This window comes from Leptospira jelokensis, assembly GCF_004769635.1.
Lineage (GTDB): Bacteria > Spirochaetota > Leptospiria > Leptospirales > Leptospiraceae > Leptospira_A > Leptospira_A jelokensis.
The window spans coordinates 367,791-383,518 of sequence record NZ_RQGH01000026.1; the positions used below are offsets into that span (position 1 = coordinate 367,791).

Annotated in this window: 13 protein-coding genes; 4 read left to right on the forward strand and 9 right to left on the reverse strand. The window is 40.8% G+C overall.

All coding sequences use genetic code 11. The features are described 5' to 3' along the window. Position 1: 1 nt before the first annotated feature. A complete protein-coding gene (locus EHQ62_RS11655) occupies positions 2–1,051 on the forward strand; it encodes a 3-deoxy-7-phosphoheptulonate synthase (protein ID WP_135642980.1) in 1,050 nt (349 codons plus the stop codon). A gap of 113 nt (positions 1,052–1,164) precedes the next feature. On the opposite strand, the gene panB is transcribed toward EHQ62_RS11655, so the two are convergent. The 3 genes from panB to EHQ62_RS11670 are packed head-to-tail and all read right to left on the reverse strand — an operon-like array spanning position 1,165 to position 3,287. Next, complete coding sequence (gene panB, locus EHQ62_RS11660) at positions 1,165–1,971, reverse strand: 3-methyl-2-oxobutanoate hydroxymethyltransferase (RefSeq protein WP_135642981.1); 807 nt, start codon at positions 1,969–1,971, stop codon at positions 1,165–1,167. Then, positions 1,946–2,419 carry a 2-amino-4-hydroxy-6-hydroxymethyldihydropteridine diphosphokinase gene (gene folK / locus EHQ62_RS11665; protein WP_012387302.1) on the reverse strand — a complete coding sequence of 158 codons (474 nt, stop codon included), beginning with the start codon at positions 2,417–2,419 and terminating at the stop codon, positions 1,946–1,948. The genes panB and folK overlap by 26 nt, the downstream gene beginning before the upstream one ends. Positions 2,420–2,423: 4 nt before the next feature. Next, positions 2,424–3,287, reverse strand: a complete 864-nt coding sequence (locus EHQ62_RS11670; RefSeq protein WP_167482872.1) for an ATP-binding protein — start codon at positions 3,285–3,287, stop codon at positions 2,424–2,426. Positions 3,288–3,520: 233 nt separating this feature from the next. On the opposite strand from EHQ62_RS11670, the gene fcpA reads away from it, so the two are divergent. Beyond that, the gene (fcpA, locus tag EHQ62_RS11675) at positions 3,521–4,423 is read left to right on the forward strand and encodes a flagellar coiling protein FcpA (RefSeq protein WP_039928323.1); all 903 of its coding nucleotides are present in this window, start codon (positions 3,521–3,523) and stop codon (positions 4,421–4,423) included. Positions 4,424–4,580: 157 nt separating this feature from the next. On the opposite strand, the gene EHQ62_RS11680 is transcribed toward fcpA, so the two are convergent. Next, positions 4,581–7,127, reverse strand: coding sequence for an ABC transporter permease (locus tag EHQ62_RS11680; RefSeq protein WP_135642985.1), 2,547 nt, complete (start codon positions 7,125–7,127; stop codon positions 4,581–4,583). Beyond that, positions 7,124–7,921, reverse strand: a complete 798-nt coding sequence (locus tag EHQ62_RS11685) for an ABC transporter ATP-binding protein (RefSeq protein ID WP_135642987.1) — start codon at positions 7,919–7,921, stop codon at positions 7,124–7,126. The genes EHQ62_RS11680 and EHQ62_RS11685 overlap by 4 nt, the downstream gene beginning before the upstream one ends. Before the next feature lie 555 nt (positions 7,922–8,476). Here EHQ62_RS11685 and leuS point away from each other — a divergent pair. Continuing rightward, the gene (leuS, locus tag EHQ62_RS11690; protein WP_135642989.1) at positions 8,477–11,080 is read left to right on the forward strand and encodes a leucine--tRNA ligase; all 2,604 of its coding nucleotides are present in this window, start codon (positions 8,477–8,479) and stop codon (positions 11,078–11,080) included. Positions 11,081–11,214: 134 nt separating this feature from the next. On the opposite strand, the gene EHQ62_RS11695 is transcribed toward leuS, so the two are convergent. The 4 genes from EHQ62_RS11695 to thrC all read right to left on the reverse strand — a co-directional run bounded on the left by EHQ62_RS11695 (position 11,215) and on the right by thrC (position 15,031). After that, positions 11,215–11,691 carry a hypothetical protein gene (locus EHQ62_RS11695; RefSeq protein WP_135642991.1) on the reverse strand — a complete coding sequence of 159 codons (477 nt, stop codon included), beginning with the start codon at positions 11,689–11,691 and terminating at the stop codon, positions 11,215–11,217. Positions 11,692–11,760: 69 nt separating this feature from the next. Further along, positions 11,761–12,921 carry an LIC10486 family protein gene (locus tag EHQ62_RS11700; RefSeq protein WP_135642993.1) on the reverse strand — a complete coding sequence of 387 codons (1,161 nt, stop codon included), beginning with the start codon at positions 12,919–12,921 and terminating at the stop codon, positions 11,761–11,763. Further along, positions 12,921–13,631 carry a hypothetical protein gene (locus tag EHQ62_RS11705; protein WP_135642995.1) on the reverse strand — a complete coding sequence of 237 codons (711 nt, stop codon included), beginning with the start codon at positions 13,629–13,631 and terminating at the stop codon, positions 12,921–12,923. Before EHQ62_RS11705 ends, EHQ62_RS11700 begins: the two co-directional genes overlap by 1 nt. Before the next feature lie 50 nt (positions 13,632–13,681). Then, positions 13,682–15,031, reverse strand: coding sequence for a threonine synthase (gene thrC / locus EHQ62_RS11710; protein ID WP_135642997.1), 1,350 nt, complete (start codon positions 15,029–15,031; stop codon positions 13,682–13,684). A 95-nt stretch (positions 15,032–15,126) separates the two neighbouring features. Here thrC and lepB point away from each other — a divergent pair, with 95 nt between their 5' ends. Further along, positions 15,127–15,726 carry a signal peptidase I gene (lepB, locus tag EHQ62_RS11715; protein WP_244241751.1) on the forward strand — a complete coding sequence of 200 codons (600 nt, stop codon included), beginning with the start codon at positions 15,127–15,129 and terminating at the stop codon, positions 15,724–15,726. Positions 15,727–15,728 lie beyond the last annotated feature (2 nt).

Here is a 15,728-nt window from a genome sequence, read left to right on the forward strand (position 1 = left end):
TATGAAACCAACAGCAAATTTAAGAATTTTAGAACAACATAGCCTTATCCCTCCATCCGTCATCATTGAAGAACTTCCGCTTACCGACGAAGCTTCCGATGTAGTGGTGAGAACCAGAAGTCAAATTTCTGACATCATCCACGGAAAAGACGACAAGCGCATGTTAGTTGTCGTTGGGCCGTGTTCTGTTCACGACATCGGTGCCGTAATGGAATACGCCGAAAAATTGAAACCAAAAATCAAAGAGTTTGAAAAAGAACTTCTCATTGTCATGAGAGTTTACTTTGAAAAACCAAGAACCACTGTGGGTTGGAAAGGTCTTATCAACGATCCCGACTTAGATGGATCATTCCATATCAACAAAGGCTTACAACTTGCACGGAAACTTTTGCTCGATCTCAACAAAATGGGAATCCCTTGCGGAACCGAATTTTTGGATGTGATTTCACCGCAGTACATCGCAGACCTAGTCGCCTGGGGTGCGATTGGGGCAAGGACAACAGAAAGCCAAGTGCATAGGGAACTTGCTTCAGGACTTTCCGCTCCGATCGGTTTCAAAAATGGAACCGATGGGAATGTTCAAATTGCAGTGGATGCAATCCGATCGGCAAGTTCAAGCCACCATTTCCTTTCCGTCACAAACCAAGGCAGCAGTGCGATTTTCAAAACAGCTGGAAACAAAGACACCCATGTGATCTTACGCGGTGGGAACAAAGGACCTAACTTTGATGAGGCGTCCGTAAATGAAGTCGGAGCTCAAATCGAAAAAGCAGGTCTCTCGCCCAAAGTGATGGTGGATTGTTCGCATGGCAATAGCCAAAAAGATTTTCGCAAACAACCAAGTGTAGTGGACTCTGTGGCAGAACAATTTGCCAAAGGAAGCAAATACATCTTGGGTGTGATGATTGAAAGCCATCTAAAAGAAGGAAACCAATCCATTGATGCCAAACCATTGACCTATGGTCAATCCATCACAGATGCATGTGTGTCTTGGGAAACAACGGTGCCTATGCTCGAAAAACTAGCCGAGGCCGCAAACAAAAGAAAGTAACAAATCTGAGCTAGGATCCTTTGGATCCCAGTCTCTCCGTTTTCTTCCACTGGAGGGTTGTAAAAACCCTCTTTTCCTTTACAAGAATTCCAAAAACTGATTCTTTCCATCCATCAAGTGTCTAAGAACACATGGGCTTCGGAAGGATATTCCCTTTTTGTCACTTCCTTGTGATACGCATTCACTGCATCTTTTACCGCACCACTTAAGTTCCCAAATTTCTTTAAAAACTTAGGATGGAAGTCTTCGTTGAGTCCGAGTAGGTCTTGCATCACAAGGACTTGGCCCGAAGTGTACTTCCCTGCACCAATCCCGATGGTGGGGATACGGATGGATTCCGTGATTTCTTTTCCTAAGGATTCGGGAACCATCTCAAGTAACAAAGCAAAAGCACCTGCTTCAGAAATTTCCTTAGATTTGCGGATCATTTTGTTCCGAGCGGCTTCCGTTTTCCCTTGGACACGGTGACCACCGAGAGTGTGTACCGATTGAGGAGTGAGACCTAAATGGGCAAACACAGGGATCCCTGATTCTGTCATCCGTTTCGTGAGTTCGATGATAAAATCAGAATCTCCTTCGAGTTTGACACAAGAAGCATTGGTTTCTTTCAGAACACGGCCTGCGGAACGAATCCCATCTTCTATGGAGGTTTGGTAAGATAAAAACGGCAAATCAGCGATGATGGTTTTGTCGGGTGCACCCTTACAAACAGCCTTTGTATGGTAAATGATTTCATCGAGAGTCACAGGAAGTGTGGACTGGTTTCCCTGGATCACCATCCCAAGTGAATCACCAACGAGGAGGCAGTCTACGTCCGTACGATTGAATAAAGTGGCAAAGGTATAATCATAACAAGTGATGACGGAGATGGGTTCTCCTGCAACGTATTTTTTTTTATACTGTAGAATAATGTTTTTCATGGTTGAGTTCCGTATAAAGGGCATAAACACCAATCTCACCCATATCAGTTAACAACTGCTTGATGAATGGTCTGGAATAAAGGGAATGGTGTGGTAAATGTAAAAAATCTGTTTTCATCACCACGGCTTCATAGGTAAGGATATCAATATCAATTTCGCGTGGTCCTTTCCATGACCTACGTTTGCGCCCTAGTTTGTCTTCGATCCCTTGCAGCGAATCCAAAAGGCATGGCAGAGTAAATGCAGAAGAAACCATAACTTTTAGAATTTGGTTTAAAAAATAAGGTTGGTTTGTATTTTCAAGTGGAGCTGTTTCCAATCTCTCAGATTGTTTCAGAATCTGTAACTCAGGTAAGGTGGAAATTTCCCAAATTGCCTGGTCCATAAAATGGTGTCTGTCACCGATATTGGATCCTAAGGACAAAAAGGCAATATTGGAATACTTCATGGTCTTACCTCTTCACAAACTTCGTACGATAATCAGGGCATTTTAATTCGATTTCTTTTGTCATTTCCATAAGCCGTGAGTAAATCCGACCTTGGCCTCTGTCTCTCCATTCTACGAGTGAGTGATTGGATGTGAGCAGGGTGAGTTTTTCTTGTTCATAACGACTATCGATGAGATCGTATAACTTACGATTGTTGAATTCAGATTCTTTTTGGACTCCAAAGTCATCAATCACAAGGACATCGACGTTTGCAAATTCCCTTTCTATGGAACGTTCTTGTCCATGAGTTTCGCTATCGGATTGGTAAGTATCTCGGATGGCTGACAAAAAGTCTTTGTTTACCTTTGCATACTTACAAGTGATCCCGTGACGAAAAATAAGTTCGTTTAGGATCACACAAGCGAGTAAAGTTTTCCCAGATCCTGTTCCTCCCCAAAGGTAAAACCCTTGTGGGGTAAAATCAGGATTTTTAAATTTATGAACGAGTTCATTTGCCCAGTCATGAGCAATGATAAAGGACATATCAGGGTCATTTGCTGTATCCCCAATGTCAATGGTGGATAAAAATTGGAAGCGGTACCGAGGAGGGATATTGGCTTTTTCCACCAAAGTTTCTAAGTTACGAAGGGAAAACCGTGCATTATGGCAAACACATGGGAGCATTTTGTCCAATTTTCTGTCGAAAGACATAAAGGGAGGTTGCCCCTTCGCCTCACATGTGTTACATTCACTGCCGATACAATGGCATAAAACAAGGGCACCGGACCGAGATCCCCTTACATGTTCTGCCAAGGTAATGCCCACTCCACCACAGGTTTTACACTGCGGATTTCCATCACGGATTGAAGTAATTTCGGATAAATTCATCTCCAATGAGCAATCTTCCTTAGTTCACTAAGCTGTCAAGGAATGAGATATTTTAGGTCTGGAACGACTTATGTCCCTTTAAAACCAAGGGTTTGCGAAGAAAAAGTTCACATTTAGGTTTTTTTCCTCTTTAATTCGTTATTATTGACTCTTCCCAAACCGATACTTTCATTGAAGAAATAGATAAACCTATTTGTTCAAAATATTGAAAGAGACAAAAGGGTCACACGACTATGAAGATTATTAAGTATCTCCTTATTCTCCAACTGGTGTCCGGCTTCAGTGTGCTATTCGCACAAACTCAGCCTGCGAACGCTCAAGAAAGCCAAGCGGCTAAAGACCAAGTCGACGAACTTCTCAAAGGCGAACTCGTTCCTGAGAATGACGATGCGGAACTCACTGAGGACCAAAAGAAAAGAAAGAAAGAAATTATGGAACAGGAATCTCTTTGGAAGAACCCTGATTTCAAAGGGTATAACAAAACGTTCCAAGAGTTACACCAACTTTCTAAAACTTTTGCAAACAACCAATTCCGTTTGGCTCTTTCCAACTACCAATCTGGTGTGAACACCATTATGAAAAATAGAGATTGGGTAGAGCAGTACCGCAAAGAAGAAGCTGAGAAAAAGCGCTTAGATGAAAAATGGTACTGGCAAAAAGTTGATCGTAAAGCAAGAGAAGAACGCGTTGTTTACCGCGAAAAAATGAAAGCGAAACAAGATGCTCTTAACTACTTCTCTAAATCGATCAATCACTTAGATGAAATCAAAAACCCTGACTTAAGAGAAAGACCTGAGTTCAAAAGACTTCTTTCTGACGTTTATCGTTCTTGGATTATGGCTGAGTATGACCTACAAAACCTTCCTCAGTGTATCCCGATCCTAGAACTTTACATCGAAATCGATGACAACGAGAAAGAATACCCTGCTCACAAGTATCTTGCAAGTGCATATAGCTTCGAAGAGAACATGATCAAAAAGACAAAAGGTCCAGATGATATGCTCTTCAAGTATCGTTACAAAAAGAACGTTCACTTATTACGTGCCACTGAGTTAAAATATGGAAAGGATTCTCCTGAATACAAACATATTGTTAACGTAATCAACCGAGATGAGGTTATTTCGGTAGCACAATAATCCCGAATACATCTCTTTCAATGAGAAAGCCCGGTTTCAAACCCCGGGCTTTTTTGTTTTTTAACAAATAAAAAACATTTCTAAACTTGAGTTACCCTCATTGCATTTTAAAAGAACTCATATTCAAAAATTCTAGTTCTCAAACAGAATCTTCGAATCATTTAATTTCTTTTAATACTGTCTTTGTTGGCATGCGAAAGAAACTTACCAAACCAATCGCATACAAAGTCACTGTCACAAAACAAATTCCTACAAACACTAACGTAAGTTGTCCATAAGGATACACACTTCGTAATTCAAGTACAGACCGGTTTAATACTTCGTTGGAAACGACAGAATATACAAGCCCAAGTAAAAACGAAATCACAGACACAAGTAAGGCTTCTCTAAGGAAATGTTTTCCCATAAAACGACTGTTTGCCCCAATCACCCGTAAAAGAGCAAACTCACGTTTTCTTTCCGATTGGCTGGCATAAAGGGTAGTGAACACAAGGACAAATGATGCCGCCAAGATAAAGGCTGTCATAAGAGCCATCATCTGGGTTACCTTCTCCAAAATCCCCATAAAGGCTTGGATGGTTTTTTCTGTGTCGATGACGGTGATATTTGGGAATTGGTTTACAATCAGTTTTTGTAATTGGTATCTGTTTTCACTGGAATCAATGAGTAAGGAAACAATATAAAACCGAGGTGCTTTTTCCAAAATCCCTCTGGAGAACAACACCACAAAGTTTGGTTTCATATCTGCCCAGTTCACCGAACGAAGGTTTGTGATTTTGCCAGATACTTCCCTACCTTGTACGTTGAATGTGAGCTCATCCCCAATTCCCGCTTGTAAATAACCTGCAAAATCCCTTTCGACGGAGATTTCATTTTGGCTCGACTGGCCCCACCAACTGCCTTTAGTCACCTTTTCTGTATCATACAACTCATCCCGATAGGATAAAAAATACTCTCTCGTCCTTGCTGTGGCTCGCCAATTGCGATCCATTGCATTTTTGATGGTGTCTTCTTTTTTGACAGGTTCGCCATTGACTTTAGATAACCTTGCTCCAATGACTGGAGCCACATATTGTTTTTCCACTGGAAAAGAGGAAATCGATGATAGCAGGTCGTTTTTCTGAGTCTCCCGAATGTCGAGGAGGAACATGTTTGGTCTACGTTCAATTTCCCTTGCTCCACTCAACTCAAGTAAACTTTCTTGTAAGATGAGAGAAAGTGTTAAGATAAAGAGTGCAGACCCAAGGCCAATGATGGAAAGCCTTAGGGCTCCCGATTTACGAGTGACTTTTTTTGTCACAAGGCTCCACTCTTTGGATAACCAACCAAGTTTTGAAATTTTCTGTAGAAAAGATCCAAAGAGGATGTACAATCCGTACACAAGGAGTGGTAAGGTTAAAAGTACAAGTGTAAAGAGAATGCCTTTGAAGATACTTTCTGTTTCTAAGATGGCAAGGGTTGTAAACAGGATATAAATCAAAACGAAGGAACCAAATTGCCAATAGGATGTTGCTAAATTCCCACTGGTTTGTGATTCCACTTCTTTTAAAGCAGCCAATGGTTTGACTGACCTTGTTTCTAAAACCAATGGAATCGAGATGAGAAGAGGCAATACCACACCGAGCACCAAACTCCAAAGGAGAGACGATGCCGATAATCCAAAGAAACCTGTCCCAACACCAACTGCCAAAAGCCCACTGATATCTGGCAATACTGATTGGATGGCATACCCAAGGCCTAATCCGAAGCTCGTCCCCAAAAGGGAGAGGATGAGTATTTCCGAAAATACTAATAGAAGGATAACGTTTGGTTTGGCACCAAGGCACATCAAGATGGCAATTTCATTTCGTTTTTCTAGTAACCTTGTGCGAACCGCTGTATAAACAGAGATGGCTCCGAGAAAAAATCCAGCGAGAGCCAGGAGCGCCATATAATCAAATGTGTTTTTGATGAACTGTTGTGAACCCGAATTGACTTCTGTATTGTGATAGATCGTTAAGTCTTCTTTGATAAAGGATGCAAACTCTTTGTCCTTCCATTCCAAACTATCAATCGTATCAGGGAATTGTAAATAAATCGTATAACGGATGCGACTGCCTCTTTGCACTAGTCCTGTTTGGATCGCAGTCTCTTTCCGAATGATAGACCCTGGAGCAGAACCCACAAAAGATCCAACGGCACCAGGTTCCTTTAACACAACACCAGCGAGCACAAGAAGGCTATCACCTAACCGAATGCGGTCACCACGTTTTAATTTGAGATTTTCCACAAGGCTTGCATCGAGTAATACCTGATTCGGTTTTAAATTTCGATACGCGTTCTCTGGTTCTGTTTTCATTTCCCCATAAAACGGATAACTTGTTTCAATCCCTTTCACAAAACTGAGAGAATTTTCAGAGCCGGATTCATTGGAAATCATGGATAAAAATTGGATGGAACTACTGGTTTTAGCACCTTCTGGAAGGTGGGTTTTCAGCAATTCCTTTGCAGAATCGGTGATTTCCTGGGGGGATTGTAAGGCTAAATCCGCTCCCATGATCGATTTTGCCTCTTTTTTAATGGCATTTGCTGTGTTGTCCTTATAGGAATGGATGCCAATCACGGAACCCACACCAAGTGTGATCGAGACAACGATGAGGAGAGAATAGCGAAAACGAGAAAACAATTCTCTTTTTAAGTAAAAACGAAAGAGAGATCCTTTCATCGACTCACCTTCTTTGTTTGATTTTTCGTTTTTTTCTGTTTGGTGGATCGATTAGAGGGAAGAGAATTGTTTTTTTTTGTTTTGGAAGGATTAGGTTTGAGATTATTTTTCGAACCATTCTTTGAATCAGAAATGATCTCGCCCTCTTTCATTTCTAAAACACGATCCGCTAGTTTTGCCACATCAGGGTCATGGGTCACCACCACAAGAGTGGTACCTTGTTTTTTGTTTCGATATAACAAAAGGTCTAAAATCGTTTTACTATTTTTATAATCTAAGTTTGCCGTCGGTTCATCTGCAAAAATAATTTTTGGATCATTCACAAAACTCCTTGCGATGGCAATCCTTTGCTCCTCACCACCTGACAGTTGTTTTGGGAAGTGTGTCGCACGGTGTGACATTGCTACCGATTCCAAAATTTTTTCAGCTTTTTGTAAAATTTCTTTTTCAGATAACGATGATTTTAAATACAAAGGGATCCCAACATTTTCTATTGCGTTGAGACCAGGCAATAATTGGAAGTTTTGGAAGATAAATCCGATTTGGTCAGCCCGAATATCCGCAAGGATCGATTCATTTTGTTTGGTTAAATCAATTCCGTCCAGGGAGACAATGCCCGTATCTGGTTTGTCAAGGCCTGCGGCAACACCAAGTAAAGTGGATTTACCAGATCCAGAAGGGCCGATAATCGCTACAAATTCACCAGTTTCCATACGAAATGAAATATTTTTCAACACATCAATCGTTTCTTCTTCATTGTGAAATGATTTGAACACATTTTTAAATTCTAACACTAGGTTTTTCCCCCAAACTAATTACCAACTAACACATAACGTATGACTAATAACGGGCATTTATTCAATAAAATGCCACCTAACATCGATTTTTCAATTTTTTTGATTACAGTTATCTTTTTTTTAATTATCATTTTCGTTCCAATTCTATTGCACCTCGGCAAAAAAAAACTTAGAAAAAATTCCTTATCTTTTTGTGTGTACATCCTAATTTTTTTTGACCCCAAAGGGTGGGTTTCATATAAAGTAACTTCATCGTAGTGTTTCCCCTCTCCCGTTTTTGGGGGATTTTTGGGAAGTTATGAACAGCACTGTCGATAAGCGGACTCATACAGGTAAATATAAAATGCTCGAATGCAATACAAAGATAAATACTGCAGACTTTATGAATGTGAAAATTAACAATCTTAAACCTTGTGCGGAATGTGGCTCCGTCACTACCCTTTATCAGTACAATCTTTGCAAAGTTTGTTTGTCCAAGAGTTTCAAAAAGCTTGTAAAAATCATCGACTCCGTGAGAAAGTAGAATTAACTACACTTTCTCTACGTTAGTCGATGAATTATCCATTCCAAGATATTGAACAAAAATGGCAAAAATACTGGGACGACCACCAGACCTTTCGCACAAACGCACACTCATCCAAACCTAAATACTATTGTTTAGACATGTTTCCTTACCCAAGTGGTGCAGGCCTTCACGTTGGCCATCCAGAAGGATACACGGCGACAGACATCATCTCAAGACTCAAACGTATGGAAGGATACGAGGTTTTACACCCCATGGGTTGGGATGCCTTTGGACTGCCTGCAGAACGTTATGCCATGACAACGGGCATCCATCCACGAACGACTACGAAAAACAATATTGATACCTTCCGCCGCCAAATCAAAAGCCTTGGGTTATCGTATGATTGGGAAAGGGAAATCTCCACTACCCACCCAGACTATTACCGTTGGACCCAATGGATTTTTTTACAAATTTACAATTCTTACTTTGACCGAAAGCAAAACAAAGCGGTTCCCATCACCCAACTGATCAAAACCTTGGAAACGGAAGGTTCTCGGGCTTTTGAAGGGATAGAACTCCCCAAAGGGATCCAATTCTCGGCTGCCGATTGGAAATCCAAATCTCGGAAAGAAAAAGAGGACATTTTGTCCCATTTCCGCTTGGTGTATGAAGCGAATATCCCTGTGAATTGGTGTGAGGCTCTCGGAACCGTACTTGCCAATGAAGAAGTAGAAGAATGGACCTCAAAAGGGTATTCTGTCGAACGAAAACCCATGCGCCAGTACATGATGCGGATCACTTCTTACGCAGAACGGTTGTTAAATGATCTTTCGCTTTGCGAATGGCCACCATCCACTCTTGAAATGCAACGCAATTGGATTGGAAAATCAGAAGGTTTAGAACTCAGTTTCCATGTTCCAAGTGTACAGAAAGACATCACTGTTTATACCACACGTCCCGATACCATTTTTGGAGCGACCTACCTGGTTCTAGCGCCGGAACATCCTCTTGTCGCAGAACTGACAACTCCAGAACAAAAGTTGGCTGTGGAAACTTACCAAAAAGATTGTTCCTTAAAAAGTGATTTGGAACGAACCGAACTGAATAAAGACAAAACAGGTGTGTTCACTGGTTCTTATGCTCAGTTACCGACTGATGCAACCGTAAAGGTTCCAATCTATATTTCTGATTATGTATTAATCTCTTATGGAACGGGTGCCATTATGGCGGTTCCTGCCCACGACCAAAGAGACTATGACTTTGCAGTGAAGTTTCAATTGCCCATCAAACAAGTCATTGATGGAAAAATGGAAGCAAACCTTGCCTTTGATTCCAAAGAATCAGTATGCATCAACTCTTCTTCCACAGAAGTGCAGTTAGATGGTAAGTCATACAAAGACGCCTTCCAAACCATGTCCAATTGGGCTGAAAAAAAAGGAATTGGTCGTAAAAAAATCCAATTCAAACTGAGAGATTGGCTTTTTGCAAGACAAAGGTATTGGGGTGAACCCATTCCACTCGTTCACTTTGAAGATGGAACACCAAAAGCATTATCCGAAAAAGAACTACCCTTAGTATTACCAGACTTGGAAGAATTCAAACCTTCTGGAACAGGAGAATCCCCTCTTGCTCTCGCCAAAGATTGGTTAGTTTACAAAGACCCGGAGACTGGGGAAATTGGAAAACGAGAAACAAATACCATGCCACAGTGGGCTGGGTCTTGTTATTATTACCTGCGTTACATTGATCCCAGAAACAACGACAAACTCATTGATCCTGAACTTGAGAAGATGTGGATGCCAGTAGAAGTGTATGTAGGTGGGGCAGAACACGCCGTATTGCACTTATTATACTCCAGATTTTGGCATAAAATCCTTTTTGATTTGGGGTTTGTTTCTACACCAGAACCTTTTAAAAAGTTAGTCCACCAAGGTCTGATCCTAGGTGAAGACAAAGGAAAAATGTCAAAGTCTCGGGGCAATGTTGTCAATCCAGATGATGTTGTTTCTGAATATGGTGCTGATACCCTTCGTCTGTTTGAAATGTTTATGGGTCCATTTGAGATGTCCAAACCGTGGAGTAAAAATGGAGTCGATGGAGTGTTCCGATTTTTAAATCGTGTTTGGCGCCTCTTTCACACTGGCGAGAATGAATCTTTCTTTGTGGAAGATATCGAACCAAATGAAGCAGAACTCAAAACCCTCCATCGTACGATTAAAAAAGTAAAAGACGATATCGATGGATTTTCGTTTAACACAGCAGTGTCTCAAATGATGATCTTCATCAATGAATTCACAAGTAATCCTAGAAAACCAAAAAAAGTGTTAGAACCATTTGTCTTAGCACTTAGCCCATTTGCTCCCCACCTAGCAGAAGAACTATGGGCAAAACTCGGTCATAAAGAATCCCTTGCTTACCATCCTTATCCAAAATGGGATGAAAGGTATTTAATTGATGCCAATATCACCATTGTTGTCCAAGTGAACGGCAAAATGCGTGGTGAATTTTTAGCACCAAGAGACATCGAAGAAAAAGAAGCTTTGTCCCTTGCCAAAGAAGTGGAAAAAGCAAAACCATTCTGGGTGGGAAAAGAAATCAAAAAAGAAATCTATGTGAAAGGCAAACTCGTCAACATTGTTGTGGCGGGGTAAATCGTATCTATAGATTCCCTTCGTTACGATTTTCGAAATTCAAATTTAAATCTAAATATTCTTGGATTTGATTGGAATGAGCCAACCATACTTTGAAAGAAATTGTTATGTTTAGTGATGGCAGTGCATTGTGATCAAAGCATTGACAAACTTGGATTTGGTAAAAATGAAAAGAGTAACATTACCAGACTGACAACCACCGTTCCTCCCCAACTTAACATCCTGTTCGGAATCATTTTGTTTTTTTCTGATTTTAATAATCTGAAGAAGATGGTTAACACGATGAAGATTCCACAAGTCCATCGTAAGTGAATAGGCAAAAGAGAATTGGAAAAAATTAGATTCCCGAACCAATACAATAGGATGATAAACGAACAAATATAGGAGGAAGAGGTTGCGGCAGACTTGAACTTAATAGAAAGATTCGATAACAAAGAAAGGCATATCAGACCAATTAAATTGGGAAGGAATGCAACCAGTCCGTGATAGGCAAAGGGGTTCATACCCAATCCCGAAATGATCATTCCCATATAAAACGAAATGGCCAGTAAGAACGACTGCAAAAAACTTTGAATTAAATTTGTTTTGTCAATTGATCTAAAAAAATCCATTCCAATTTTCATTCATCGTAAAAGTGAAACAGAAATTGCGTCAGCTTCTTTGCTAAAAACTCATTCTTTTTACAAAATCACCATCACAAAAATCAAAACACCAATGAGAACGATTGTGATAAAGGCACCCATTAACATAAATAAGTTGGCACCAGATGATTTTGGTTCCTGGGTTTGGCCTTGGCCACCTTTTTTCTTTTGTGTTTGACCAGCTCCCACTTTGTTTCCAGCGCCAGCCATAACAGTTGGTTTTGGAATTGCAACTTTAACGGGATGTTCTTCTACTGAATGCAATAAATACTGATTTGGACCTTCAGCGAAAATATGGTATTCGGTTTTGTTGCTTGCGATTCCTAAAAATTTTCCAACAACCGGTTCCTTTTTAATTTTTCCTTCTTCATCGATAAGACCAAGGATTTGTGCATTGGTCATCCCTTCAGGAGTTTCTGTAGGAACTCTGAATAAAATTTCCATCCCTTCTATGAGGTTGTCAAATTCCACACCATTGATCGGAGAGATGACAGTTTTCATATTGAGTTCTTTTGGAAAACCAACTCGGAAGCCCGCGATTTGCCTTTCTAATGCAGATCCTTCACCTTTTGTCGGTTCGGTGGAGACCGAGGGAATTGATGCATCTTGTGCATTTGGTGCTTCATCTTCTGGTTTTGGGATGGGAAGGATGACACCCTTCATCGGATTTTCATACCGAAACTTAGCAGTGGAAATTTTATCAACTTCTGCTTGGAGTTTGATATTCCTCCCTTTGGTTGCCATAAGAATTGGATTCTCTAAAATTTCTGCAATGTGCGATGGATCTTTTTTTTGCCAAAGTGGAAGGAGTTCCTCTAACTTCTCTTTGGTGAAGGTGCGGTGAACCGCACGGCCAATATTTTCTGAAATAGCAGGATCATATCCACCTGTTTTACCGATATCACCTAAGTCTGTAGAAATTTGAACATGGTCAGCGAAGGTTCGGATGCGGCGAAATGTCGGAGAGGTTCCCACAACTGCATACAACTCCATAATGTGTTTACGGATGGATGAAACCAAAATGAGCACCATACCGTTCAAACTGTCCAAATCAATTTTGACTTTTACAAGGTAACCATCAGTGATTTTGCCTTGTAACACTTCTTTGGCCTGTTCATCAGTAAACACGGCCTCTCTTGTCAAACCAAGGAGGTCTGCTTGTCTTTTTAATTGGTCTGCTTTTGAGCTTAGTTCTGACATTATTCTACAAACAGTTGTTCAGGAATTCCATTCGATTTTGGTATGTCATCCAATGGAACTTCTACACGCGCTACTGTTTCCTTTTTCCTTTCTGAAGAATAGATTGAAAATAAACGACGATCAAATCCAGATTGAGACAATAATATTTCTACCATCGTGATACCCATACCCGCACCTTCTGTACTGTCGCCATGTTCCATGAAGAACTCGAATAGATTATCATACTTTTTAGCATTAATAAACTTTTCTTTTACCCTTTCTGCCTCAATTGGCAAAAGTGGAAAATTATTTCGAATTTCTAAATCGATTTTGTTTTTTTTGTAAATACAAGTGATTTTGACAAAAAGCCCCGACTCTCTCATCTTTCGTTTGTAGGTCGGAAATTTGCGTTCATTCAAACTCGATTTGAAGAGCTTCATTCCTTCTTCATAATCTTCTAAGTTTTGGATATTGAGTCTTAGTTCTTCGAAAATGATGCGTTTGATCGCGGCCTTTGTCGAATTGACAATGAGTTCTTTTGCGGCAGTGTAAAAAAGCTCCATCAGGTCTTCCCTCCCGACAGAACTCAATATTTTGAGTAAAATGTATTTGAGTTTGGACTCACCTATGTCTCCCATCACATAGGTGATCATGGAAATTTTTTTCCCAGCCAAAACTGCCTTGTCGACTGTATGACAAAAATCGGGACTGAGAGAAATCTCTTGGGACATACCGGTAAACTTCAAAAATTTGCCAGTAGATTCTGGATTTGTCTAGCGATTTATGTTTTCTTCAAATGTTTGCCTAGGATTTCCATCACACCCGAAAGAGTTGGTTTGCACGGCAAAATCACATTCTTTAGAGCTTCCTCCACTTTTGGAATTTTCCCTTCATGGAAGGCCAGTTTGAATTCAGTGAATTTAAGGCCGTTTGCAGTAGAAATGACAACCACTGACTCATTTGGTTTGACTTCACCAGACTGAATGGATTTCAAAAGTGCCGCAAGTGCCACGCCCGTATGAGGGTCGTTATACAATCCGTACAAATCCCCTTTTGCCGCCGCGTTTGCTAATTCTTCTTCCGTTGCCACTTCCACTATCCCATTGAATTTTTTGAGAACACGGATCGCTTTTTTCACGGAAACAGGATCACCAATTTGGATCGCCGAAGCTAAGGTTTTTTCAGCAGTGACTGGTGAGAACTCCGCAAAACCTTTCTTAAACGAATCATACAAGGGACTCGCATTTTTTGCTTGGGCTAAGATGATCCTTGGCAATTTGTCAATCAGACCAAGTTCGAACATCATTTCAAAACCCATTCCTAGGGCAGACACATTCCCTAAATTCCCACCAGGGATCACAACCCAATCCGGCACTTTCCAACCCAGTTGTTGGGTGATTTCAATGGAAATCGATTTTTGGCCTTCAATGCGAAGGGAATTCATGGAATTTGCTAGGTAAATTGACTTTTCTTGTGTGAGTTCTTTCACTACTGCCATACAACCATCAAAATCCGTTTCGAGTGCCAATACAATGGCACCATTGGAGACCGGTTGGATGAGTTGTGCCGTTGAAACTTTGTTAGCTGGTAGTAAGATGATGGCAGGGATTCCAGCTTTTGCTGCATAGGATGCGAGTGCTGCTGAAGTATCACCGGTGGACGCGCAAGCAACCGCTTTTATGGGAACGCCATCCGCGATCATTTGGTTCACTTGGCTCACAAGGACGGTCATGCCCAAATCTTTGAAGGAACCTGTGTGAGAAACTCCGCATTGTTTTACATGTAGGCTTTTTAAGCCCAGGTCTTTGGCAAATCGGGAAGCGTCGTAGAGATGGGTTGTCCCTTCCCCTGAGGTGATGATGTTTTGATCGTTGATTTCCGGAAGAACCCATTCCTTTTTCCCCCAAACCCCAGATGCATTTGGAAATTGGCTGGAACGGAAACGAGATTCGAAAGTAGACTTCCACTCGTTTGCAGGGATTTTCTTTAGGCTGTCTAAATCGTGTTCGACATTCAGAAGTTCTCCACAACTGGAACAAGAGTATATCACTTGGTGGAGTGGGTAGGTTTTACGACAGGCCTCGTTCGTGCAGCGAAACTGTGCTCGGAATTGATATTTTGTAAGTGACATAGACTTCTCTAGGCTTCAGATTTACGGAAACTTCCTTTTCCATTCTTTGGAAAGGGGAAAAATGCACGAATGATTTTTATCGTTTTTTGATGGATATGGAAACAGAAACAAAAGGCCCCAAATGGTGGCTCAAATGCAAACGTTACTTGAGGAGGAGCCTCTTCATCCTCTTATTTCTCTGTTTCTTACTCTTTGTCCGCATCTTTTTATTCCAAATTTACTCCGTCCAGGGAAATTCCATGTACCCAACCTTGGAACACGGATCCGTTGTCTTTGTCTGGAAAGGTGGATTTGCCATTTCCGCCAAATTTTTTGGAACAGAGATTTTATATACAGAACCGAGTATCGACAAATTAGATTTGGTTTTATTTGTCAGCCAAGAAGATGAACTTGTGGTAAAACGTGTGATCGGTCTTCCAGGGGAATTTTATTCCATTGAGTCAGGTCGAGTGCTGATTGATTCCATGGAACTTTTAGAAAATTACCTTCCCAAAGGAACTTACACAAGTGAACCTTCCACATCTGTATTTTTAAATCGCCATCATTCCCCATTCTTAGCGATGGACAAACAAGGGAGGATTCCGCCCGGTTATTATTTGTTACTCGGTGACAATCGTCAGTATTCTACTGATTCGAGGTCATTCGGTCTTGTGCCTGTTGAAAAAATCAAAGGAAAGGTAGTCTTTTATTTTTAACA